21 protein-coding genes are annotated in these 22,743 nt (G+C 73.5%); 12 read left to right on the top strand and 9 right to left on the bottom strand.

The annotated features are described in order from the left end of the window. Positions 1–121: 121 nt before the first annotated feature. The 3 genes from ACUXPL_RS06090 to tctA are packed head-to-tail and all read left to right on the top strand — an operon-like array spanning position 122 to position 3,193. The gene (locus tag ACUXPL_RS06090) at positions 122–1,129 is read left to right on the top strand and encodes a tripartite tricarboxylate transporter substrate binding protein (RefSeq protein WP_454182583.1); all 1,008 of its coding nucleotides are present in this window, start codon (positions 122–124) and stop codon (positions 1,127–1,129) included. Then, positions 1,126–1,686 (top strand): tripartite tricarboxylate transporter TctB family protein, encoded by a 561-nt coding sequence (locus ACUXPL_RS06085; RefSeq protein WP_454182581.1) that lies wholly within the window; start codon positions 1,126–1,128, stop codon positions 1,684–1,686. The genes ACUXPL_RS06090 and ACUXPL_RS06085 overlap by 4 nt, the downstream gene beginning before the upstream one ends. A 1-nt stretch (position 1,687) precedes the next feature. After that, a complete protein-coding gene (tctA, locus tag ACUXPL_RS06080; RefSeq protein WP_454182579.1) occupies positions 1,688–3,193 on the top strand; it encodes a tripartite tricarboxylate transporter permease TctA in 1,506 nt (501 codons plus the stop codon). A 110-nt stretch (positions 3,194–3,303) separates the two neighbouring features. Here the strand turns inward: tctA and ACUXPL_RS06075 are convergent, their stop codons facing one another. Beyond that, positions 3,304–4,269, bottom strand: coding sequence for an HpcH/HpaI aldolase/citrate lyase family protein (locus tag ACUXPL_RS06075; RefSeq protein WP_251650366.1), 966 nt, complete (start codon positions 4,267–4,269; stop codon positions 3,304–3,306). Between the two features lie 344 nt (positions 4,270–4,613). Between ACUXPL_RS06075 and ACUXPL_RS06070 the strand changes: the two genes are divergently transcribed. From ACUXPL_RS06070 to ACUXPL_RS06050, 5 genes are all read left to right on the top strand, one after another. After that, positions 4,614–5,894, top strand: a complete 1,281-nt coding sequence (locus ACUXPL_RS06070) for a Glu/Leu/Phe/Val family dehydrogenase (RefSeq protein ID WP_454182577.1) — start codon at positions 4,614–4,616, stop codon at positions 5,892–5,894. Positions 5,895–6,157: 263 nt separating this feature from the next. Continuing rightward, positions 6,158–6,709 carry a YceI family protein gene (locus tag ACUXPL_RS06065; RefSeq protein WP_454182575.1) on the top strand — a complete coding sequence of 184 codons (552 nt, stop codon included), beginning with the start codon at positions 6,158–6,160 and terminating at the stop codon, positions 6,707–6,709. 72 nt (positions 6,710–6,781) lie between these two features. Beyond that, positions 6,782–7,507 carry a dienelactone hydrolase family protein gene (locus ACUXPL_RS06060; protein ID WP_063189180.1) on the top strand — a complete coding sequence of 242 codons (726 nt, stop codon included), beginning with the start codon at positions 6,782–6,784 and terminating at the stop codon, positions 7,505–7,507. Between the two features lie 86 nt (positions 7,508–7,593). Continuing rightward, on the top strand, positions 7,594–8,499 hold the full coding sequence (locus tag ACUXPL_RS06055) for a hypothetical protein (protein WP_180536641.1): 906 nt from the start codon (positions 7,594–7,596) through the stop codon (positions 8,497–8,499). Positions 8,500–8,551: 52 nt separating this feature from the next. Beyond that, complete coding sequence (locus ACUXPL_RS06050) at positions 8,552–9,943, top strand: aspartate aminotransferase family protein (RefSeq protein ID WP_180536642.1); 1,392 nt, start codon at positions 8,552–8,554, stop codon at positions 9,941–9,943. Between the two features lie 139 nt (positions 9,944–10,082). On the opposite strand, the gene ACUXPL_RS06045 is transcribed toward ACUXPL_RS06050, so the two are convergent. Beyond that, positions 10,083–11,420 carry a uracil-xanthine permease family protein gene (locus tag ACUXPL_RS06045; RefSeq protein ID WP_454182573.1) on the bottom strand — a complete coding sequence of 446 codons (1,338 nt, stop codon included), beginning with the start codon at positions 11,418–11,420 and terminating at the stop codon, positions 10,083–10,085. Between the two features lie 126 nt (positions 11,421–11,546). On the opposite strand from ACUXPL_RS06045, the gene ACUXPL_RS06040 reads away from it, so the two are divergent. Further along, entirely contained in the window at positions 11,547–12,467 is a 921-nt protein-coding gene (locus ACUXPL_RS06040) for a carbohydrate kinase family protein (RefSeq protein WP_454182951.1), read from the top strand. A gap of 103 nt (positions 12,468–12,570) precedes the next feature. On the opposite strand, the gene ACUXPL_RS06035 is transcribed toward ACUXPL_RS06040, so the two are convergent. Beyond that, the gene (locus ACUXPL_RS06035) at positions 12,571–13,593 is read right to left on the bottom strand and encodes a malate dehydrogenase (protein WP_454182949.1); all 1,023 of its coding nucleotides are present in this window, start codon (positions 13,591–13,593) and stop codon (positions 12,571–12,573) included. Positions 13,594–13,719: 126 nt separating this feature from the next. On the opposite strand from ACUXPL_RS06035, the gene ACUXPL_RS06030 reads away from it, so the two are divergent. Then, positions 13,720–14,568, top strand: a complete 849-nt coding sequence (locus ACUXPL_RS06030; RefSeq protein ID WP_406892101.1) for an HAD family hydrolase — start codon at positions 13,720–13,722, stop codon at positions 14,566–14,568. Between the two features lie 21 nt (positions 14,569–14,589). On the opposite strand, the gene ACUXPL_RS06025 is transcribed toward ACUXPL_RS06030, so the two are convergent. The 6 genes from ACUXPL_RS06025 to ACUXPL_RS06000 form a co-directional block, all read right to left on the bottom strand. After that, positions 14,590–15,138, bottom strand: a complete 549-nt coding sequence (locus tag ACUXPL_RS06025) for an NYN domain-containing protein (RefSeq protein WP_454182571.1) — start codon at positions 15,136–15,138, stop codon at positions 14,590–14,592. A 33-nt stretch (positions 15,139–15,171) separates the two neighbouring features. Continuing rightward, the gene (locus ACUXPL_RS06020) at positions 15,172–16,263 is read right to left on the bottom strand and encodes a hypothetical protein (RefSeq protein WP_454182569.1); all 1,092 of its coding nucleotides are present in this window, start codon (positions 16,261–16,263) and stop codon (positions 15,172–15,174) included. 22 nt (positions 16,264–16,285) lie between these two features. Next, complete coding sequence (locus ACUXPL_RS06015; RefSeq protein WP_454182567.1) at positions 16,286–17,788, bottom strand: amino acid permease; 1,503 nt, start codon at positions 17,786–17,788, stop codon at positions 16,286–16,288. 100 nt (positions 17,789–17,888) lie between these two features. Beyond that, positions 17,889–18,962: a threonine aldolase family protein gene (locus ACUXPL_RS06010; RefSeq protein ID WP_454182565.1), complete on the bottom strand. Its 1,074-nt coding sequence runs from the start codon at positions 18,960–18,962 to the stop codon at positions 17,889–17,891. Between the two features lies 1 nt (position 18,963). After that, positions 18,964–19,641 (bottom strand): SDR family NAD(P)-dependent oxidoreductase, encoded by a 678-nt coding sequence (locus tag ACUXPL_RS06005; protein WP_454182563.1) that lies wholly within the window; start codon positions 19,639–19,641, stop codon positions 18,964–18,966. A 3-nt stretch (positions 19,642–19,644) separates the two neighbouring features. Beyond that, on the bottom strand, positions 19,645–21,075 hold the full coding sequence (locus ACUXPL_RS06000; protein WP_454182561.1) for a DUF6421 family protein: 1,431 nt from the start codon (positions 21,073–21,075) through the stop codon (positions 19,645–19,647). Between the two features lie 123 nt (positions 21,076–21,198). Between ACUXPL_RS06000 and ACUXPL_RS05995 the strand changes: the two genes are divergently transcribed. Continuing rightward, complete coding sequence (locus tag ACUXPL_RS05995) at positions 21,199–21,657, top strand: Lrp/AsnC family transcriptional regulator (RefSeq protein WP_454182559.1); 459 nt, start codon at positions 21,199–21,201, stop codon at positions 21,655–21,657. Positions 21,658–21,788: 131 nt separating this feature from the next. After that, positions 21,789–22,628, top strand: a complete 840-nt coding sequence (locus tag ACUXPL_RS05990) for a glycerophosphodiester phosphodiesterase (RefSeq protein WP_454182557.1) — start codon at positions 21,789–21,791, stop codon at positions 22,626–22,628. Positions 22,629–22,743 lie beyond the last annotated feature (115 nt).

Genomic DNA, 22,743 nt, shown 5'->3' with positions numbered 1-22,743 from the left:
TCGGTCACTCTGCGGACGCCGAGCGCACGCCGCCCCGCCGCGCTGTTACCGTGACCTCCACCACTCGCACCTGTCCCCGGCGCCACTTCCTGGCGGCGGGGTGTCTCTGTTAGGAACCGCCATGTCCTCCACCTCCCCCGACGGCGCCCCGCGCCGACGCACGGGGATCGGCCGGATCGTCTTCAGCGTGATCGCGGTGCTCACCGTGCTCGCGGCCTCCGCCTTCTCCATCCGCTCGGCCTCCGGCGGCAATGACATCCGCACCAACCTCACCCTCATCGCGCCCGCGGCCGCCGGCGGCGGCTGGGACTCGTTCCAGCGTGAGATGCAGCAGACGATGCGCGTCAACGGGCTCGTGAACAACGTCCAGGTGGTCAACATCCCCGGCGCCGGTGGCAACATCGCCCTCGGTCAGCTGACCACGCTCGAGGACGCGAACAACCTCATGGTGGGCGGCACCGGCCAGATCGCCGCCCACGCGGCCCGTGGCACCGGCCCCGAGCTCTCCCAGGTCACCGCGGTCAGCCGCGTCGTCGAGGAGTACAGCCTCGTGGTGGTCCCGGCGGACTCGCCGTACCAGAGCATGGACGACCTGGTGACCGCCTGGCGCGCCGACCCCGCCCATGTGGCGTGGACCGGCGGCGGCTCCTTCGACCAGCTCGTCATGGCGGACATCGCCCGCACGGCCGGCGTGCCGGTCGCGGACACCACCTACATCCCGTCCGACGGCGGCGGCGAGGCCATCCAGGCCCTGCTCAACGGCACCGCCCAGGCCTCCGCCGGCGGCTTCGCGGACATCTACCCGCAGGTCCAGGCCGGCCGACTGCGTGCCCTCGGCGTGGTGGCGGCCGAGCCGCTGGCCGGCGTCGAGGAGATCCCGACCCTGCGCTCCCAGGGCTACGACGTCACGCTCACCAACTGGCGCGCCCTGTTCGTGCCCCCGGGCGTCTCCGCGGAGGAGCGCACCGAGCTCGAGGCCCTCATCGCCGAGGCGGTCGACACCCCCGAGTGGAAGGAAGCGGTGCAGCGCAACTACTGGAACCCCGTGCCCCTCTCCGGCGCCGAACTCGAGGAGTTCATCGCCGCCGAGAAGGAGCGCATCGGCACGCTGACGGAGGAGATCAAGTGAGCCACGCATCCACCGTCCCCCCCGCCGCCGACGCCCCCTCCCGCTGGGGGCGCGCCGCCGGGCTCTCCGCGCTCGTCATGCCGGCCGTGCTGGCCGCGTTCAGCCTCTACCTGCTGCTGGGATCCCTGGCCATGGACACCGACGGCGCCGACTTCCCCGGCCCGGACTTCTTCCCGCTGATCCTCGCGGTCGCGGGCCTCGTGATCGCCGCCGCGCTCGCGGTGGAGGTCGTGCGCGTGCGCCAGGCCCCCGAGGGTCAGGCCGACGCGGACGGCGAGGTCGGCCAGGCGGCCGGCCCGCTGACCCTGTTCCACTCGGACTTCGGCGCGCTGGCCTGGTGCTTCCTCGGCTTCCTCGCGTTCGCCGTCCTGCTGCCCTGGCTGGGGTGGATCCTCGCCGGGGCGCTGCTGTTCTGGTGCATCACCCGCGCGTTCGGCGCCCCGCATCCCGTGTTCGACATCCTCGTCGCCCTGTTCGTCTCCTCGCTGGCCTACCTCGGCTTCGCGGTGGCCCTGGGCCTGACCCTGCCCTCGGGCATCCTGGGAGGTGGCTTCTGACATGGAGACCCTCGGACTCCTCATGGAGGGCTTCGCCGGAGCCCTCACCCCCATGAACCTGCTCTGGGTGGTGCTGGGCTGTCTGCTCGGCACCGCGGTCGGCGTGATGCCCGGACTCGGCTCCTCGATGGCCGTGGCCCTGCTGCTGCCCATGACCTTCGCCCTCGAGCCCACCGCCGCGTTCATCATGTTCTCCGGCGTGTACTTCGGCGGCCTCTTCGGCGACTCCACCATGGCCATCCTCATGAACACCCCCGGCCAGGCCTCGGCCATCGCCTCCACGTTCGAGGGCCACCGCATGGCCCAGGACGGCCGGGCGGCCCAGGCCCTGGCGACGGCGGCGCTCGGCGCCTTCATCGGCGGCATGGTGGCCTCGGTGTGCGTCGTGTTCCTCGCCCCCGTCCTGGCGGAGTTCTCCACGAGCTTCGGGCCCGCGGAGTACTTCGCGCTCGCGCTCTTCGCGTTCGTGGCCACCTCCTCGGTGGTCGCCGACTCGGTGCTGCGCGGCCTGGCCTCCCTGGTGCTGGGACTGGGCATCGCCGTCGTCGGGATCGACGCGGTGACCGGCACCGAGCGCTTCACGATGGGCTCCCCGCAGCTGTTCGACGGCATCCCGCTCGTGACCGTCACGGTGGCGATCCTCGCGCTCGGCGAGGTGTTCCACGTGGCCTCCCGGGTGCGCCGCGAGCACGAGGACCTGCGCGTCCGCCGCACCGGCCGGCCGTGGCTGTCGGGCGCCGAGTTCCGCGAGGCCGCCCCGGCGTGGCTGCGCGGCACGGCGATCGGCCTGCCGTTCGGCATCGTGCCGGTGGGCGGCTCCGAGGTGCCGACGTTCCTGGCGTACTCGGCCGAGCGGCGCCTGGACCGGCGCCGGGCGCATCCGCAGTTCGGCCGCGGCGCGATCCGCGGGCTGGCGGCCCCCGAGGCCGCGGGCAACTCGACCACCGGCATGGCGATGGGCGCCCTGCTCACGCTCGGCCTGCCCGTCTCCGCGACGGCGGCCATCATGCTGGCGGCGTTCCGCCAGTACGGGCTGCAGCCCGGCCCGCTGCTGTTCGACCGCAGCCCGGACCTCGTGTGGGCGCTGCTGGCCAGCTTCTTCATCGCGATGATCGTGCTCCTGGCGATCAACCTGCCGTTCGCGCAGCTGTGGGCCAAGCTCCTGCTCATCCCGAAGCACTACCTCTACGCGGGGATCACGCTGTTCTGCGGGCTGGGCATCTACGCCACCACGGGTGCGGTGTTCGACCTGCTGATGCTCCTGGGGATCGGCGTGCTGGGCTTCCTGATGCGACGGTACGGCTACCCGCTGGCCCCGCTGATGATCGGCATGGTGCTCGGCCCGCTCGCGGAGACCAGCCTGCGCGACGCCCTGCTCAGCTCGGTGGGCGACCCGGCCGTGCTCGTCTCCACCCCCATCACGTGGGTGATCTACGGGATCCTCGTGCTCGTGCTGGCGTTCTCGGTGCGGGCCGCCGTCGTGCGCCGGACGCGCCACGACGTGTGAGCGGAGGCCGGATCCTCGCCCCCCGAGGCGACGCGGGTTGAGTTGTCACCGGTGTGCGGCCTCCGCACCCGTGACAACTCAACCCGCGTTTCTGGTGGGCGGCGGCCCGCTCAGTAGTGGTACGTGTCCGACGGCGCCGTGATCGCGTTGTCCTGGTCCGGGTACCGCGTGGAGTGCACCCCGAACGCGGTGGCCAGCCCGAGGATCTTCTCCGCGCGCGCCTTGCGGGGCAGGTCGGAGCCGTTGCGGATCTCGCCGCCGTCGGCCTCGAAGTCCGCGAGGAACTCGTGGGCCCACGCCAGCTCCTCCTGGGACGGGCTGAGCCCCTCGTTCACGGCCGCGCACTGCTCCGGCGCGAGGCACAGCTTGCCGGTCATGCCGAACTCCGCGGTGACCGCCGTCGCCTCGGCGAGCTTCACGCCGGTGGAGCCCACGGTCGGCCCGTCGATCGCGCCCGGCAGCCCCGTGGCCCGCGCCGCGATCGTGAACTGGGACCGCGTGTACGCCAGCGCCTGCGGCGACTCGCCCAGGCCGGTGTCGCGGCGGAAGTCGCCGATCCCGAAGGCCAGCCGGAACGTGCCCTTCGCGGCGGCGATCGAGTCGATCCGCTGCAGCCCGCGCGCCGTCTCCACGAGCGCCACGACGGGCACCCCGGGCAGCCGTCGGGCGGTCTCGTTCACGTGGTCCGTGGACTCCACCATCGCCAGCACGACGCCGGCCAGGCCGCCCTCGGCGACCGGCCCGCCCAGGTGCGCGGGCAGGGCCGTGGCGAGCGCCTCGACGTCCTCCTCCCACCACCGCGAGCCGTAGCCGTTGAGCCGCACCCAGCCGGTGTGCCCGGAGGTCAGCCAGGCGACGGCGTCCGCGCGGGCCTGGTCCTTGTCCTTGGGAGCCACGGCGTCTTCGATGTCGAGGATGACGATGTCCGCGGCCGAGTCCTCGGCGGGCTGGAACCGTTCGGGCTGGGCGGCGTTGACCAGCAGCCAGGAGCGGGCGAGCTCCGGGTCGATGCGCTGGCCGGGCACGGGCTGGAACGCGGGGGAGGGGGTGATCGCGGCGGGCAGGGTCACGGTCATGAGGGGCTCCTTCACGGGGCTGGGGCGTCGGGCCGAGGTCGCGGGCGGGGTGCCTCGCGCGGCGGACGGCCGGGGGACGGACCAGGTGGGCCCTGAGCGAGCGGCGTCGGTTCGACGCCGAAGGGCGCCGCGGGTGTGCGGCGCGTCCACAGCACAGTACACGCCGCTGTGTCCGGCGTCACCCGGGTGAGCGTGGATCGCGGCTCAGAAGGGGTGACGGGTGCGGGGGGAGCGCGTAGCGTTCATCGCGGTCCGGACGGCGTCGGCCGCGCAATGGGGCGCGGCCCTCCGCGCGTCGGTCGGGCCGCGACACATCCCTTCCCACCGGACCACGAGGACGCTCAATGACGAGGATCCCCGCCGAGGACGAGGCCGTGACGGCCCCGTCCTCCCCGCTCGACAACGCCCTGGCCCAGCTCTCCGCCGCCGTGAAGACGCTCGGCTACGACGAGGGCCTGCACCAGATGCTCGCCGCCCCCCGCCGCGAGATGGCCGTCTCCATCCCCCTGCGCCGCGACGACGGCTCCACCGAGGTGCTCCGCGGCTACCGCGTGCAGCACAACTTCTCCCGCGGCCCGGCCAAGGGCGGAGTGCGCTTCAGTCAGGACGTGGACCTGGACGAGGTCCGTGCGCTGGCCATGTGGATGACCTGGAAGTGCGCCCTGCTGGACGTGCCCTACGGCGGCGCCAAGGGCGGGGTGACCATCGACCCCCGCCAGTACTCGAAGGCCGAGCTCGAGCGCATCACCCGCCGCTACACCTCCGAGATCCAGCCGATCATCGGCCCCGAGGTGGACATCCCCGCCCCGGACGTGGGCACGGACGAGCAGACCATGGCCTGGATGATGGACACCTACTCGGTGAACGTCGGCCACACCACGCTCGGCGTGGTCACCGGCAAGCCCGTCTCGCTCGGCGGCTCGCTGGGCCGCGCCTCCGCCACCTCGGCGGGCGTGGTCCACGTGGCGCTCGCCGCGCTCGAGCACCTCGGCATCGAGCCGTCGCAGGCGACGGCGGCGGTCCAGGGCTTCGGCAAGGTCGGCGCCGGCACGGTCGAGCTGCTCGAGGCGGCCGGCGTGACGGTCGTGGCCGTGTCGGACCAGTACGGCGCCGTGCGCGACGACGAGGGCCTGCACTACGACGCCCTGCAGAAGCAGCTCTGGGACACCGGCTCCGTGAAGGACACCCCCGGCACCGCGGCCATGGACGCGGACGAGCTGCTCGAGATGGACGTGGACCTCGTGGTCCCGGCCGCCGTGCAGTCCGTGCTGACCGAGGAGAACGCCCCGCGCGTGCGCGCCCGGCTGGTGGTGGAAGGGGCCAACGGCCCCACCACGGGCGAGGCCGATCGCATCCTCGCGGAGAAGGGCGTCCTGGTCGTCCCGGACATCCTGGCCAACGCCGGCGGCGTGATCGTCTCCTACTTCGAGTGGGTCCAGGCGAACCAGGCCTACTGGTGGAGCCGCGAGGAGGTGGACGAGCGCCTGAAGCGGCGCATGGTCGCCGCATGGCAGGCCGTGCTGGCCACCTCCGAGAGCCGCCGCGTGAGCCTGCGCGAGGCCGCCACCCTGACCGCCGTGCAGCGCGTGGCCGAGGCCCACCGCACCCGCGGCCTCTACCCGTGACGGGGGGCGGCCCCGCCGCCTGACCCCGTCCGGCCGACGGCCCGGAACCCCCGGAGGTTCCGGGCCGTCGTCGTGGGCGGACTCGGCCTGACGCCCCATGACCCGTGACATCCGTCTCTATTTCGAATTTTGACGATCGAGCGTGGACAACCCGCCCGGATGATGTTTGAATTTGAAACAAGTTCGGAGGCCGAGGAGCCCCCGCCCCCCCGCGGCGGCCCACCCCGGACACACCAGACAGATCCCCCGAGAAGGAGCACCCCATGCACGCCATCACCACCGGCACCTGGAACCTCGACCCCACCCACTCGGACGTCGACTTCGTCGTCCGCCACGCCGGCATCTCCAAGGTCCGCGGCACCTTCCACGCCGTGGAGGGCCAGCTCGTCATCGCCGAGCAGTTCACCCAGTCCTCCGTGGACGTGACCGTCGACGTCGCCTCCATCAGCACCAAGAACGAGGGCCGCGACGGCCACCTGCGCTCCGGCGATTTCTTCGACGTGGAGCAGTTCCCCACCATGACCTTCCGCTCCACCGAGGTCCGCGGCGAGCCCGGCGAGTTCACCGTGGTCGGCGAGCTGACGCTGCACGGCGTCACCCGGACCGTGGAGCTCGAGGCCGAGTTCGGCGGCCAGGACAAGGATCCCTTCGGCGTGACCCGCGTGGGCTTCGAGGCCACGGGCGAGATCTCCCGCAAGGACTTCGGCCTGACCTGGAACGCGGCCACCGAGGCGGGCGGCGTCCTGGTCTCGGACAAGGTGAAGCTCGAGATCGGCGCCGCCTTCGTGCTGCCGGAGGCCGACGCCCAGGCCTGAGCCTGAGTCGACGTCGCGCGTCGAGACCGGGTCCCTCGATGAGGGGCCCGGTCTGCTCGTAGGGTGGGGCCCATGATGGCTTCGAAGACCCCGCACCAGAACGTCACGTTCGACCTGCCCACCAAGGACGCCGGCCAGGACGGCGACCGGACGGGCCACGGCTACCTCGCGCTGCCCGCCGCCGGGAAGGGCCCCGGCGTGATCGTGATCCAGGAGTGGTGGGGCCTGGTGGACCACATCAAGGACGTGTGCGACCGCCTCGCCGACCTCGGCTTCGTCGCGCTCGCCCCCGACCTCTACGGCGGCTGGATCGCCCACGACGGCGACGAGGCCGGCGAGATGATGCAGAACCTGCCCGCCGAGGAGGGCGCCCGCCAGCTGGCCGGCGCCGTCGACTGGCTGCTCGCGCGGGACGAGGTGACCTCGCAGACCGTGGGCGCGATCGGCTTCTGCATGGGCGGCGGCTTCGTGCTCGCCCTCGCGGCCCAGCAGGGGGACAAGGTCTCTGCCGCCGTGCCGTTCTACGGCGTGGGCCAGGGCGTGCCCGGCGACTTCTCCGGCGTCACCGCCGCCGTCCAGGGCCACTACGCCGAGCAGGACGACTCCTTCCCCGTCGAGGACGCGCGGAAGCAGGAGCAGCAGATCCGTGAGGAGTCCGGGGCCGACGTCGAGTACTTCTACTACGACGCCCCGCACGCCTTCCACAACGACGAGAACCCCCAGGGCAACCACCGGCCCGAGGCCGCGGCCCTCGCCTGGGACCGCGCCGTCTCCTTCCTGAAGGAGAAGGTCCGCTGAGCGGCTCCCGTGGCGGCCGGGGCGGGAAGTCCCGCGCGAGCAGGGGCGGTCCCGCCCGATCCACCCGCTCCGGCGGCGGGCGCGGCGTGGCCAAGGGTGTGAAGCCCGCGGGCCGTGCCGGGGGCGAGGGCCGGCGTCGTCCCGCGCCCGCGCCACCGGCCGACCTGCCCGTCCCGCCCGAGACCCTCTTCCTGGCCACCATCCCCGGGGCCACACCGTCCACGTGGGTGGAGCGGTTCACCACGCGCCAGCGCACGGTGCAGCTCGTCAACCACGACGACGCGGCCCAGCTGGCCCACCTCGCCCACGACGACGCCGGTCAGCCCCGCCACTTCCTGCCGCAGCTGGGCTACGTGCGGCGCCGACGCGACGTGTCCGCCGAGGAGTTCCTGCGCGCCGGCGGCGTCGACCCGCGGCACGTGCACCTCGTGGGCGTGTACTCCGAGCTGCCGGTGGTGTGCGTGGGCAGGGACCACCTGCTCGCCGCGTGGGACGTGGACGCGGACGGCCCGGTGCCGCCCGCCGAGCTCGACCCGGACGAGGAGCTGGAACCCGCCCGCTTCGCCCCGGCCCCCAGTGCGGAGCCGATGGACGCCGCCGAGCTGCCCGGCGCGGGCGAGCGGATGGCGCTGGAGATCGCCGCGTCCGGCGCCGGCCACGTCGTGCTGCCGATGTCCGTGGCCCGCATGTTCGGCCGCAAGGACGTGATCGTGCTGCCGCTGGCCTCCACCCTCGACGACACCGTGGGCCTGTCCCGCGCCGACCGCGAGGCCGCCGCCACGCGGGCCGCGCTCGCGGACGAGCAGGCGCGGGCCGAGGCGGAGGCGGGCGCCGCCGTCGTCGACGGGCCGGATCCCACGGGCCAGGCCGACGACGAGGCCCGGCACCCCGGCTGGGACGTCGCCCTGGCCTGGCTCAAGGCGGCCGACTCGGAGCTCGTGCAGGCGTTCGTGGGGGTGGCGCGCGGGCGGCGGGGCGCCAGTTCGCGCTGAGGGCGGGCCTGCCTATGCTCGGAATGACCCGCATCACACTCAAGGAGGGCGCATGTCCGAGCATCAGCAGCACGTCGGCCGCCGGGACCCCCGGATCAGCGACGAGGCCATCGAGCGGGGCCGCCGCGCCCACGAGCTCGACCGCGCGCACGTGTTCCACTCGTGGAGCGCGCAGCGCGACCTCACACCCATGACCATCCTCGACGCCGAGGGGTCGTGGGTGTGGGACGGCGAGGGTCGGCCCATGGTCGACTTCAGCGGGCAGCTCGTCTTCACGAACGTCGGCCACCGCCACCCGAAGATCGTGGCCGCGATCCGGGAGCAGGCCGAGACGCTGGCCACCGTGGCCCCGCAGCACGTCAACGACGCCCGGTCCGAGGCGGCCCGGCTGATCACGGAGCGGCTGCCCGAGTCCATCAACCACGTGTTCTTCACGAACGCGGGCGCGGAGGCCAACGAGCACGCGGTGCGGATGGCGCGCCTGCACACGGGCCGGCATAAGGTGCTCTCCGCGTACCTCTCGTACCACGGCGCCACGCGCCTGACGGCGAACCTGACCGGCTCCCTACGGCGCGTGGGCTCGGACTCGGCCTCCGACGGCGTCGTGCACTTCCAGCCCGCGTACACGTACCGCTCCGCGTTCGGCTCGGAGAGCGACGAGCAGGAAGCCGAGCGCGCGCTGGCCCACCTGCGCGACGTGATCGAGCTCGAGGGCCCCTCCACCGTGGCCGCCGTGATCCTCGAGGCCGTCCCCGGCACCGCCGGCATCTTCCTGCCGCCGCCCGGCTACATGGCCGGCGTCAAGGAGCTGTGCCGTGAGCACGGGATCCTGCTGATCATCGACGAGGTCATGGTCGGCTTCGGCCGCGTGGGCGAGTGGTTCGGCCACCAGCTCACGGGCGTCACCCCGGACATCGTCACGTTCGCCAAGGGGGTCAACTCCGGGTACGTGCCGCTGGGCGGCGTCGCCATGAGCGACGACGTCTACGAGAGCTTCGCGACCACGCCCTACCCCGGCGGCCTGACCTACTCGGGCCACCCCCTCGCGTGCGCGGCCGCCGTCGCCGCGATCACCGCGATGGAGGAGGAGGGCATGGTCGCCCATGCGAAGCGCATCGGCGAGGAGGTCATCGGGCCGCGCCTGGCCGAGATCGCCGCGGCCCATCCGAGCGTGGGCGACGTGCGCGGCGCCGGCGCGTTCTGGGCCGTCGAGCTGGTGAAGGACCGGCAGACCCGGGAGCGGCTGGCCCCGCTCGGTCAGGTCGCGCCCGTGATGGGGCGGATGATGGCCGAGGCCAAGGACCGCGGGCTGCTGCTGTTCATGGCCGAGAACCGGTTCCACCTGTGCCCGCCGCTGAACATCTCGGACGAGGACTTGCGCTTCGGCCTCGACGTGCTCGACCAGGTCCTCACCCTCGCCGACGAGGAGGTCGCGGCCGGCTGACGGGGTCCGCCCCCCCGCCCCGCCCGGCCCGGCGTTTTCGAACGTGAAATGGGGGTTCTCAGCGCTTTCGGTCGTGAGATTGGCCCTATCTCACGACCGAAAGTGCGCGAGGCGGGGTGCGCGGGGCGCGGGATCGGGGTCAGCCGAGTCGGCCGGCCTCCGAGGCCTCGAACTCCTCCTCGTCCTCGGGCACCGGCTCGGTGCCGCGGGCGCGGGCGATCGCCGTCATGAGGTGGTACACCACCAGGGCGGCGATCGTGCCGAGCGTGATGCCGCCGAACACGAGCCCGCCGACCACGAGCTGAGGGTCGGCGATCGCGATGATCAGGCCCGCACCCGCCGTCATGAGGTGCACGGTGTTGGAGAAGTCCACGCGGTTCTGCACCCAGATGCGCACGCCCATCATGCCGATCATCCCGTAGAGGATGATGCCCGCGCCGCCGGCCACCCCGGCCGGGATGGTGGCGACGGCGGCCCCGAACTTCGGCAGGAACGCGAGGGCGATCGCGGTCAGGCCGGCCACCCAGTACGCCGCCGTCGAGTAGACGCGCGAGCTGGCCATCACGCCGATGTTCTCCGCATACGTGGTGGTGCCGACGCCGCCGCCCGCGCCGGAGAGCATGGTGGACAGGCCGTCCGCGATCAGGGCGCGGCCGGTCAGCGGATCCAGGTCGCGCTTGGTCATCAGCCCGACGGTCCTGACATGGCCGATGTTCTCCGCCACCAGCACGAGCACCACGGGCAGGAACAGGGGCAGCAGGTCCCAGCGCAGCTCGGGGCCGTGGAACGGGGGCAGCCCGATCCAGGCGGCCTCCCCGACGGCGGTGAAGTCCACCTGGCCCTGCGCCAGGGCCAGCAGGTAGCCCACCACGATGCCCACGAGGATGGACAGGCGGCCCAGGAGTCCCCGGAACGTCACGGCCGTGAGCACCACCGCCAGGGCCGTGCCGAACGTGGTGACGGGCACCTCCTGCATGGCCGTCGTCGTGGCGCCGGCGAGGTTGAGGCCGATCAGGGCCACGATCGTGCCCATCACCGCCGGCGGCATGAGCGCGTGGATCCAGCCGGTGCCGGCGCGGTGCACGATCACGCCGATCACCGTGAGCAGCAGGCCCGTCACGAGGATGCCGCCGAGTGCGGCCCCCGTGCCGCCGATCGTGGCGGCGGCCGTCAGCGGCGCGATGAACGCGAACGAGCTGCCCAGGTACGAGGGCAGGCGGTTGCCCGTGATGACCAGGAAGAGCAGGGTGCCGAGGCCGGAGAAGAGCAGCGCCGTCGTCGCGGGCATGCCGGTCAGGGCGGGCACGAGCACGGTGGCGCCGAACATGGCCATCACGTGCTGCACGCCGATGCCCACGGTCCGGGGCCAGCTCAGCCGCTCGTCCGGGGCGACGACGGTGCCCGGGGTGATGGTGCGGCCGTCGCCGTGGACGCGCCAGCCGGGGCCGCGCGAGGGCCGAGTGGGGGTGGGGGACATGGCCGCCTGCCGAGGGGTCGGGGATGGGGGTGTCGGGCGTTTCTCGGGGGCCTGGAAGCCTGCGCACAGCCCCGGTTCCGCGCCGGTGATTAGGGTACCGTGGGGCGCGTGGCTCAGTACTGTGGTGTGATCGGAGAGGCGCTCGTCGACGTCGTGGTCTCGGACACCGCGACCCCCCGCGTGCACGTCGGGGGCAGCCCCCTGAACGTGGCCGTGGGCCTGAGCCGGCTGGAGCGGCCCGTCCTGTTCGCCGGCCGTCTCGGCCGCGATGCGCACGGGGAGATGATCGCCTCGCACCTGCGGGAGAACGGCGTGCGCTGCCTGCTCGAGCCGGATGCCGCCGCCACCTCCGTGGCCACCGCTCGCCTGGACCCCACGGGTGCCGCCAGCTACGAGTTCGAGCTGGACTGGACGCTGCCGCCCGCCGCCGCGCTCGCCCGGGACTTCGACGACGCCGCCGGCGGCCCGCTGCACCACATGCATGCGGGCTCCATCGCCACCATGCTCGCCCCCGGCGACGCCGAGGTGATGGCCCTGCTCGAGCGGATCTCCGCGGTCACGACCATCAGCTACGACCCCAACGTGCGGCCCACGATCGTGCCGGACCGGGCGTTCGCCCGCGCCCGCGCGGAGGAGTCCGTGCGGCTGGCGGACGTGGTGCACGCCTCGGACGAGGACATCGCGTGGCTGTACCCCGACCGCCCGCTGCTCGAGTCGCTGCAGGCGTGGCAGCAGATGGGCCCGGCGTTCGTGGTGATGACCCGCGGCGCCGAGGACATCGTGGCCGTGACCGCGCACGGCGTGGTGGAGCGCCCGATCGTGCCCGTGGACGTCGCGGACACCGTGGGCGCCGGCGACTCGTTCACCGCCGCCCTGCTCGCCGCCCTCGAGGACCGCTCGCTGCTCGGCGCCGCGAACCGCGGCCGCCTGCACGCGATGGACCCGGCCGACGTCGAGTCGGTGCTGATCTACGCCTCCCGCGCGTCGGCGATCACGGCCTCCCGCCCGGGGGCGGACCCGCCCACGCGGGCCGAGCTGGCGGACTGACCCCACGCCCGCCCGTCCCCGCACGGATCTGTTGCGCATCTGACCCTTCCGGCGGGCGGGGACGCCCCCAGAAGGGTCAGAGACGCAGACGATCCCGCCCGCCTCAGAGCAGGCCCAGCCCTCGCACGGCGTCGCGCTCGGCCTCCAGCTCGGCGACGGTCGCGGCCAGCCGCCCGCCCTCGCCCGGCAGCAGGGACTCGTCCGGCTCCAGCCCCGGCACGATCCGCCACGCGGTGCCGCCGTCGGACGTCACGGGGAACGAGCTGATCAGCCCCTCCGGCACCCCGTAGGAGCCGTCCGAGACCACGGCCGCGGACGTCCACCGGGACGCACCGTCCGCGTCCACACCGGTGCCGAGGGTCCAGTCGCGCAGGTGGTCGATCGCCGCGGACGCCGCCGAGGCCGCCGAGCTCGCCCCGCGCACCTCGATGATCTCCGCGCCCCGCTTGGCCACGCGCGGCACGAACTCCTCGCCCGCCCACACCGGGTCCACCACGTCGAGCGCCGGCCGCCACGTCCCGTCCACCCGCACGCGGGCGTGCGTGAGGTCCGGGAACTGGGTGGCGGAGTGGTTGCCCCAGATCGTCACGCCGGCCACGTCCGTCACCGCGACGCCGGCCCGGGCCGCCAGCTGCGCCACGGCCCGGTTGTGGTCCAGGCGGGTCAGCGCCGTGAAGCGCTCGGCCGGCACGTCCGGGGCGTGGGCGGCGGCGATCAGCGCGTTGGTGTTGGCCGGGTTCCCGACGACGACGACCCGCACGTCCTGCGCCGCGTGGTCGTTGATCGCCCGGCCCTGCGGCCCGAAGATCCCGCCGTTCGCCTCGAGCAGGTCGCCGCGCTCCATGCCCTTCGTGCGCGGCCGTGCGCCGACGAGCAGCGCGTGCTGGACCCCGTCGAAGGCGCGGGCCGGGTCGTCCGTGACCTCCACGTCGGCCAGCAGCGGGAAGGCCGCGTCGGCGAGCTCCATGGCGGTGCCCTCCGCGGCGCCCAGGGCGGCCGGGATCTCGAGCAGGCGAAGGCGGACCGGGGTGTCCGGGCCGAGCATCCCGCCGGCGGCGATGCGGAAGAGCAGCGCGTAGCCGATGTTGCCGGCGGGGCCGGTGACGGTGACCGTGTGGGGCGTCATCGACGCGGGGTCCGGGGCGGTGTCCTGTGCGGTGCTCTGCTGTGCGGTGTCCACGCCCCCATCGTGCCCCCGCTCGCCCGCGGAGGACACCCCGGCCCGCCGCACGGCCCCGCCTAGACTGGGCGCATGCCCGCCCTGCCCCTGCCCTCGCGCCGTCCGCGGATGATCGCGACGGATCTGGACGGCACCATCATCGGGTACCGGCACACGCGGTCGGGGCGCCTGAGCCCGCGCACCATCGCGGCGCTGCGGGACGCCCACGACGCCGGCGTCGAGGTGGTGTTCGTGACCGGCCGTCCCCTCCGCTGGCTCGGCCCGCTGAGCGCGCAGCTCGGTCCCGTCGGCCCGGTGATCTGCTCCAACGGCGCCGTCGTCGTGGACACCGCCACGGACGACGTCCTGATCGCCCACCCCATGCCCGTCGAGGCCGTGTGGACCGCCACGGACCGGCTGCGCGCCCTGGACCGCACCGTGTCCTTCGGCGCCGAGACCCTCGAGGGCTTCTTCTGGGAGCACGCGTTCTCCGAGCGCGCCGAGTTCCGGGCCGAGGTCCACGCGGCGGCCACGCTCGAGGCCGCGCTGCCGGGTCGGCTGGGCGTGGTGAAGCTGCTGGCCCGCTCGGACACCCTGGCCCCGGACGCCTTCCTCGCCGCGGCCCGCGCCGAGCTGGACGAGCTCGTGAGCGCCACGCACTCCGCGCCCGGCATCGCGCTCGTGGAGATGTCCGCGCCGGGCGTGCACAAGGCCGCGACCCTCGCGGAGTTCGCCGCGAGCCGGGGGGTCGCGCCGGCCGACGTCGTCGCGTTCGGGGACATGCCCAACGACCTGGAGATGCTCCAGTGGGCCGGTCTCGGCCTGGCCGTGGCCTCGGGCCACCCGTCGCTGCTGGCCGCGGCGGACGGCGTGGTCGGGGCGTGCGACGACGACGGGGTGGCCGCCACCGTCGAACGCCTGCTGGAGCTGCCCACGGACTGAGCCGCGGGCCGCCCCCGGCGGTCAGAGGAACTCGTACGGGTCGAACGCCTCGACGTCGATCACGCGCAGGCGCGGCAGGGACGAGTCGAACGCGCCCACCGCGTGCTCCAGGTCGAAGAACTCGACCCCGGGGATGCGGCGCAGCTCGTGGGAGAGGAACTCCTCGAAGCCCATGATCCCGGTGCGCCGGCCCGGCGTGGCCGCGAGGTCGGTGAGCTGGGGGGCGAAGTCGGCGTCGTGGCTGACGAGGACGACGTCGTCCTCCCGGCCCAGCAACGCCTCCGCGGTGCGCTGGATGCCGATGTCCACGACCTTGCCCTCGCCGCGCAGCATGATCGGCTGGAAGCCGAGGGCGGTGAGCGCCTGGACGAACGGGATGGGGATGTCGCCGTCGATGGCGAGGAAGAACAGGCCCTTGACCGGCTGGTCCCAGTGGTCCTCGAGGTAGCCGAGCAGGCGCTTCCAGCGTGGCCGTTCGTCGGGCTGGGGGCGCCGCTGCAGGATGGACGTGCCGAGGGTGGCGTCGATGTTCTCGCCGTCGATCAGCAGGTAGGTGGTTCGCTCGCTCACGCTCTCGAGGCTACCCGCTGGGGTGGACGTCGGTCAGCGCCCGCGGCCGAACGGGGCCGTCAGCAGGCGGACGACGCCCTCGAGCGGCCCTGCGCGGAACGGCCCGACGCGCACGACGGCCCGCCACAGCAGCGGCAGCAGCAGCGCGCCGGCGACCAACACGGCCAGGTTGAACCACGTGTCGTCCGTGCCCGTGGCGCTGCGCCACGGGCCGGGACCCAGCCGCAGCACCCAGCCGAGGTACCACAGGTGCGCCACGTACACGGACAGCGTCATCGCGCCGGGCACGGCCAGCAGCCCGGCCCGCCGCGGCGCCAGGGCCGCGCACGCGCCGAGGACGGCGAGCACGAGGCCCGTGTCCAGCAGGGCCTCCGCGGGGGTCGCCGTGTAGGGCACGGGGGCGGCGCCGGTCTGCGTCCGGGAGAGGGCCAGCACGACGCCGGCCAGCGCGATCCCGCCGGCCGCCCAGGCGAGCCCCGTGAGCCGCACGCGCCGGGCCGGGGCCGGCGTCGTCGTGCCGTGGACGGTGGCGACCAGCACCGCCCCCAGCAGCGCCCACGCGAGGAACAGGGGGAGACGGTACGGGCCGTCCGTGAGGAACGTGGAGACCCACCGGGTCAGTGCCGCGGGGCTCAGCCCGAGCGCCTGCGCGGCGGGGACGAGCCGGTCGACGACATCGGCCGTCGGCGTGGCGGCGAGCAGGAGGCCGCCCCCGCCGCTGAGGAGGGCCAGCACGAGGTGCGCGCCGAGCGGGAGAGCGGCCAGCAGCGCCATGAGCACCGTGAGCACGGCCAGGTGCGCCAGCACGTTCACGACGGCCGCCCCGAAGTGCCCGGTCAGCCACACCGCCCCGAACAGGGCGGCCGCCCGCACGAGCGCGCGGGGCACGGCCCGGCCACGGCCCAGCCACTCCGCCTCGAGCCGCGCACCCACGCCCACGAGCGCCGCGAACAGGGGCGCGGTGAGGTGCTCGGAGAGGTGGAGCACCCCACCCGGGCCGCCGGCGGGCGCCGTATGGGCGACCAGCATCGAGACCAGGGCCAGACCGCGCGCGACGTCCACCCAGACCAGGCGGCCGCGGGCGGTGGGGGTGACGGCGGGAGCGTGGGAGGAGGGGGCGGGCACGGCGACCTCCGGGGTGGGGGACTCAGTCCAGGGCGCGGGTCAGGTCGGCGTCCTCGTAGCAGACCGGCTTCGAGCCGGTGACGAGCTTGTGGCCGAGCCACAGCGCGAGGAACAGGGGCAGACCGATGTACGCGCTGGCCACGGCCACGAGGTCCACGTCGCCCATGAACGCCTGGTAGTTCTGGCCGAGGATCACGACGGCGCACATGACCAGCGCGACGATCGGGCCCAGGGGGAACAGGAAGGCGCGGTAGGGCAGGTCCTTCGGGTCGTGGCCCTGCGCGACGTAGGCCCGCCGGAACCGGTAGTGACTCCAGGCGATGCCCATCCACACGATGAACCCGGCCAGGCCGGAGGCGGAGACGAGCCACACGTAGGCGGCGCCGTCCCCGATGAACGTGGTCAGGAAGCACGCCGCGCCCACTGCGGTGGTGGCGTAGAGGGCGTTCATGGGCACGCCGCGCCGGTTCACCTTCGCCAGGAAGCGCGGGGCCTTGCCGGAGTCGGCCAGGGCCCAGAGCATGCGGGTGGAGGCGTACAGGCCCGAGTTGCCCGCGGAGAGGATGGCCGTGAGGATCACGGCGTTCATCACGGAGGCGGCGGCGAGCACGCCCGCGTTCTCGAAGACGAGCGTGAACGGGGAGATCGAGATGTCCTCGACGTCGCTGCCCAGCAGGTGGGGGCTGGTGTAGGGGATGAGGAAGCCGACGACGGTGATCGCGCCGACGTAGAAGAGCAGGATGCGCACGAACACGGTGCGGATCGCCTTGGGCACGTTCTTCTCCGGGTCCTCGGCCTCGCCCGCGGCCACGCCGACCAGCTCGGTGCCCTGGAAGGAGAAGCCGGCCACCATGAAGATCGCCAGGATGCCGGCGCCGCCGCCCACGAAGGGGGCCTCGCCGTCGGTCCAGTTGTGGAAGCCGGGGGAGGAGCCGCCGAGGATGCCGACGATCATCAGGACGCCGAGCACCAGGAAGATCACCACGGTGGCGACCTTGATGAGCGAGAACCAGAACTCGCTCTCGCCGTAGGCGCGCGTGGAGAGGGCGTTGAGGCCGAAGAGCAGCGCGAGGAAGATCGCGGACCAGATCCACGAGGGCACGTCCGGGAGCCAGTACCGCATGATCAGGGCCGCCGCGACGAGCTCGGCGGCCACCGTGATCGCCCAGTTGTACCAGTAGTTCCAGCCGATGGCGAAGCCGAACGAGGGGCTCACGAAGCGGGTCGAGTACTCCTCGAACGCGCCGGAGACCGGCAGGTACGTGGACATCTCGCCGAGCGACTGCATCAGCAGGAACACCATGAAGCCGATGGCCACGTAGGCCACGAGGGCGCCGCCGGGGCCGGCGGTCGCGATGGTGTTGCCCGAGGCCACGAACAGGCCCGTGCCGATGGCGCCGCCCATCGCGATCATCGTCAGGTGGCGGGATTTGAGGGTGCGCCGCAGGGAGCCGCCCTCGGGGGTGGCGTGGGCGGCGGAGGCGGGCGGCGTCGACGGGGACGTCCGGGGTGCGCTGGTGTCCACGGTGGCCTTTCGGTGGAGGAGCGGTCGGACGCGCGTCGAAGGCCGCGGCGTCCCACCCTGCTGCACGGTGGTAGAAGGGTATCCCGGCCGGGCGCGTCCGTCAGGCGGCGGGGGCGAGTTCGGCGCGCAGCGCCGCCGTGAACGCGTCCACGTCCTCCTCGGTCGTGTCGAAGCCGCACACCCAGCGCACCTCGCGGCGCGCCGCGTCCCAGTCGTAGAACCGGAAGCGGGTGCGCAGCCGGTCGGCCACGCCCGCGGGCAGGACGGCGAACACGGCGTTGGCGTCCGTGGCCTGCGTGAACTCGACGCCGGCCAGCGAGCCGTCGGCGACCCCCGCCTCGATGCCGGCGCGCAGCCGGGCGGCCATGGCGTTGGCGTGGCGGGCGGAGCGCAGGTACAGGTCGCCGTCGAACAGGGCGAGCAGCTGCGCCGAGACGAAGCGCATCTTCGAGGCCAGCTGCATCTGGTTCTTGCGCAGGTACACGAGGCCGTCCGCGGCGTCCGGGTTCAGCACGACGACGGCCTCGGCCAGCAGCGCCCCGTTCTTGGTGCCGCCGAGGGAGAGCACGTCCACGCCGACGTCGGTGGTGAAGGCGCGCAGCGGCAGGCCCAGGGAGGCCGCGGCGTTGGCGATGCGGGCGCCGTCCATGTAGACGCGCATCCCGTGCTCATGAGCGTAGTCCGTGATGGCCTTGACCTCGTCCGGGGTGTAGACCGTGCCGAGCTCGGTGGACTGCGTGAGGTAGACGACCAGGGGCTGGGCGCGGTGCTCGTCGCCCCAGCCCCAGGCCTCGGCGGCGATCAGCTCGGGGGTGAGCTTGCCGTCGTCGGTGGCCACGGGCAGCAGCTTGATGCCGGCGGACTTCTCCGGCGCGCCGCCCTCGTCCACGTGGATGTGCGCGGTGTCCGCGCAGATCACCGCGCCCCAGCGGGGCAGCATGGACTGGAGTCCGACGACGTTCGCCCCGGTCCCGTTGAACATCGGCCACACGGTGGCGTCCTTGCCGAAGTGCTGGGCGACGACCTCCTGCAGACGCGCCGTGTACACGTCCTCGCCGTAGGCGACCTGGTGGCCCCCGTTGGCCTCGGCGATCGCCGCGAGCACCTCCGGGTGGACGCCGGAGTAGTTGTCCGAGGCGAAGCCCCGCTCCTGCGGATCGTGGATCCTCTGCATGTCAGTCCGTTCCCTTCTCCTGGAGCGTGAGGACGGCGTCGTTCAGCGCGCCCGCCTCAGCCTCCCACAGTCGCGCGCACTCCTCGGCCAGCCGTTCCTCGAGCCCGGCGAGGGACCTCACACGGAACACGACGGCCGCCGAGCGCAGCGGGGTCCCCGCGTCCCGGGCGGCCTTGGCCCAGCCCTGCGCCACCGCGCGGGTCCATGCCTCGCTCGCCGCCTTCACCGCGGCGTAGTTCGCGCCGCCGGCGAGCGGCCGGGTCACCGCCGGGGACGAGACGATCGCGAGGCGACCGGCGGACGAGGCCCGCAGGTCGTCGTCGAGGGCCCGGCTCACGTGCCGCAGCGCCGTGAACGAGGCCTCGAGGGCGCGGTAGTCCTCCTCGGTCTGGCCGGCGAGGCCCCCGCCGCCGCGCCAGCCGCCCACCAGGTGGAGCAGGCCGTCGATCCGGGTGCCGCGGGCGTGCAGGTCCTCGACGAGGCCGCCGACGGCGGTCTCGTCCGTGAGGTCCAGGGCCGCGGTCTCGGCGCCGAGCGCGGCGAGCGGGGCGAGCTTCGCGGCGTCGCGTCCGGTCGCGACGACGTGCGCGCCGGCGTCGAGGAGCGTGCGGGTGGCGGCCCGGCCCGAGGCGCTCGTGGCGCCCGCGATCAGGACCGCGCGGTCGGTCAGCGCGGCCACGGCTCAGGCGTCCGTGCCGCGGATCCCGGCGGTGGACTCGATGATGCCGCGCATCTTCTTCTCGAGGGCCTCGAAGAACATGGACAGGGGGAACTCGTCGTCGAGCACGAGGTCGGTGTAGCCCTTGGGCGGGCCGGCGAGGACCTCACGGGGCAGGCCCTGCGCCCAGACGGAGGCCGGGTGCGGGGTGACCACGGAGGCGACGAGCTCGTAGGCCTTGAGCCAGTGCACGGTCTTGGGGCGGTCGATGGACTCCCAGTAGAGCGTGTCGATGGCGTCGCCCAGCTCGACGACGGCGTCGGCGAGCCGGTCCCAGTCCACGCTGAGGGCGACGTCGCGCCACTGGATCACGTCCTTGCGGTGCAGCCAGGCGAAGAGCAGCTGGCCGCCGAGGCCGTCGTAGTTGCGGACGCGCGAGCCGGTGAGGGCGAAGCGGAAGACCCGGTCGAAGAGGACGGCGTGCTGCACGAGCCCGGCGTGGCGGCGGGTCTGCTCCTCGAGCGCGGTGAGCTGCTCGCCGGCGGCGGCGCGCGCCGTGAGGCGGCGCTCGATCGCCACGCACTCGCGGAAGGCGGTCATGTCGCAGCGCATCTCCTCGAGCGTGTAGAGGAAGAAGGGCATGCGCTGCTTGATCATGAACGGGTCGAAGGGCAGGTCGCCGCGCATGTGCGTGCGGTCGTGGATGAGGTCCCACATCACGAAGGTGCCCTCGGCGAGCTCCTGGCTGGAGAGCAGTTCGGCGAGCTCGGCCGGGAGCTCGAGCTGGGTGATCTCGGCGGCGGCGGTGACGACCCGGCGGAAGCGGGCGGCCTCGCGGTCCTGGAAGATGGCGCCCCACGTGAAGGTGGGGATCTCGCGCATGGCCACGGTCTCGGGGAAGAGCACGGCCGAGTTCGTGTCGTAGCCGGGGGTGAAGTCGATCAGGCGCAGGGAGACGAAGAGGCGGTTGCCGTAGTCGCCGGCCTCGAGTGCGGCGATGAACTCGGGCCAGATGGTCTCGACGATGAGGGCCTCCACGTGCCGGTCGGGGGAGCCGTTCTGCGTGTACATCGGGAAGACCACGAGGTGCCGGACGCCGTCGACGCGGTGCTCCTGCGGCTGGAAGGCGACGAGGGAGTCCAGGAAGTCGGGCTCGGCGAAGCCGCCGTCGGCCCAGCGGGCGAAGTCGCGGGGCAGGGCGGCGAGGTAGGCGGCGTCGTGCGGGAAGAGCGGAGCGAGCTCCTCGACGGCGGCGACGATGGTCTCCACGTGCTCGCGCGCGGCGGCGTGGTCCGCCGGGCCCGGGATGGAGCCGTCCTTGACCTGCAGGGGCTGCAGGGCGGTGGCGGCGGCCTTGAGGCGGAGCCAGGCCGGGTGGGTCTCGACGGTGCGCGCGTCGGCCGAGGTCTCCGGGACGACGACGTCGGTCCGGACGGGCTGCAGAGTGGTGGACATAGAACCCTCCTGAGGTCGAATCGCCGGAAAATATCCGGTGACGCGGATCACTTGCCGGAAGGGTTCCATGAGAGCATGGGGCTGTCAACCCGGCGGCCGGGGCCGGCTGATAGCGTGCGGCGCATGGACGACCCTGTCGACGCGCGGCTCGCGGCCGCCGTCTCCCATGACCCGCGCGCCACGCTCGCCCAGCTCTCCGAGCGGGTCGGCCTCTCGACCTCCGCCGTGCAGGCGCGCCTGCGTCGGCTCGAGAGCACGGGCGTGATCACGGGCTACCGCGCGCTGCTCGACCCCGAGGCCGTGGGCAGGCCGCTCTCCGCGTTCATCGAGATCAGCCCGCTGGACCCGCGCCAGCTCGACGACGCCCCCGAGCTCCTCGAGTCCATCGCGGCGATCGAGGCGTGCCACTCCGTGGCCGGCGACGCCGCGTACATGCTCTTCGTGCGCGTGGGCTCGCCGCGCGAGCTCGAGGCCCTCGTGACGGAGATCCGCCAGACGGCGTCGGTGTCCACCCGGACCACCGTGGTGCTGCAGACCTTCTACGAGCACCGCCCCATGCTGGAGCTGCCGGCGGAGGACTGAGGGCGGGCGCTTCGGCCCCTCTTGTCACGCGAGCGGTCGGAATGAGGGCCGATCTGACGCTCATTCCGACCTCTCACGTTCCCGGCTGCGGCAGCGGGCAGCCGGCCGCCCGTCCCCGCTACCGTGATCCCGTGCGTCCGACCTCGTCCCGTCCCGCCCCCGCCTACCTCACCGACTCCGTCCCCGCCCGTCGCGGTCACCCGCTGGGGTTCGCGCACCGGGGCGCCGCCGTCGACCGGGAGAACTCCCTGGCCGCGTTCGTGGACGCCCACGCCGCCGGGTTCACCTACCTCGAGCTGGACGTGCGCACCACGGCGGACGGCGAGCTCGTCGTCTTCCACGACGACACCCTGGACCGCGTCAGCACCGGCCGCGGCCGGCTGCGCGACCACACGTGGGAGCGGCTGGCGGACGTCACGGTCGGCGGGGAGCCGCTGCTGCGCTTCACCGAGCTGCTCACGGCGCTCCCCGAGGCACGCCTCAACGTGGACCTCAAGGACCGCGCGTCGGCCCCGGCCCTGGCCCGCATCCTCGCCCAGCACGGCGCCTGGGACCGCGTGCTCGTCGCCTCGTTCCACGACTCGCGGCGCCGCCTCTTCCGACGCGCCCTCGCCCGCCTCGGTCACCCCGAGCGGGCGTACGGGCCGGAGCGGGTGGCGACGTCGGGCGGGGCGGCCGCCATCGCGGCGCTCGTGACGCTGGGCCCGCTGGGGCTGACCCGCTGGCTGCGCCGGTACGCCCTCGACGTCGACTGCGTGCAGGTGCCCGTCCGGCACGGCCGCGTGCCCGTGGCCACCGCCGACTTCGTGCGCCGCTGCCACGCGGCGGGCCTGCCGGTGCACGTGTGGGTCGTGGATGAGCCCGCGGAGATCGAGCGCCTGCTCGACCTCGGCGTCGACGGCGTCATGACCGACCGTGCCGACGTCCTCGCCGAGGTCTACGACTGCCGCGGCTTCTGGCCGCAGAGCTGATCCCCGCCCCCGGCCCGCGGCCGACTTTCGAACGTGAAATCGGGGCTATGGGCGCTTTCGAACGTGAGATAGGCCCCATGTCACGTTCGAAAGCACGGGGCGCAGCCGGGCCCAG

It is taken from the genome of Micrococcus sp. 140720015-1, assembly GCF_053627595.1.
This window is presented reverse-complemented; position numbering and strand designations above follow the sequence as displayed.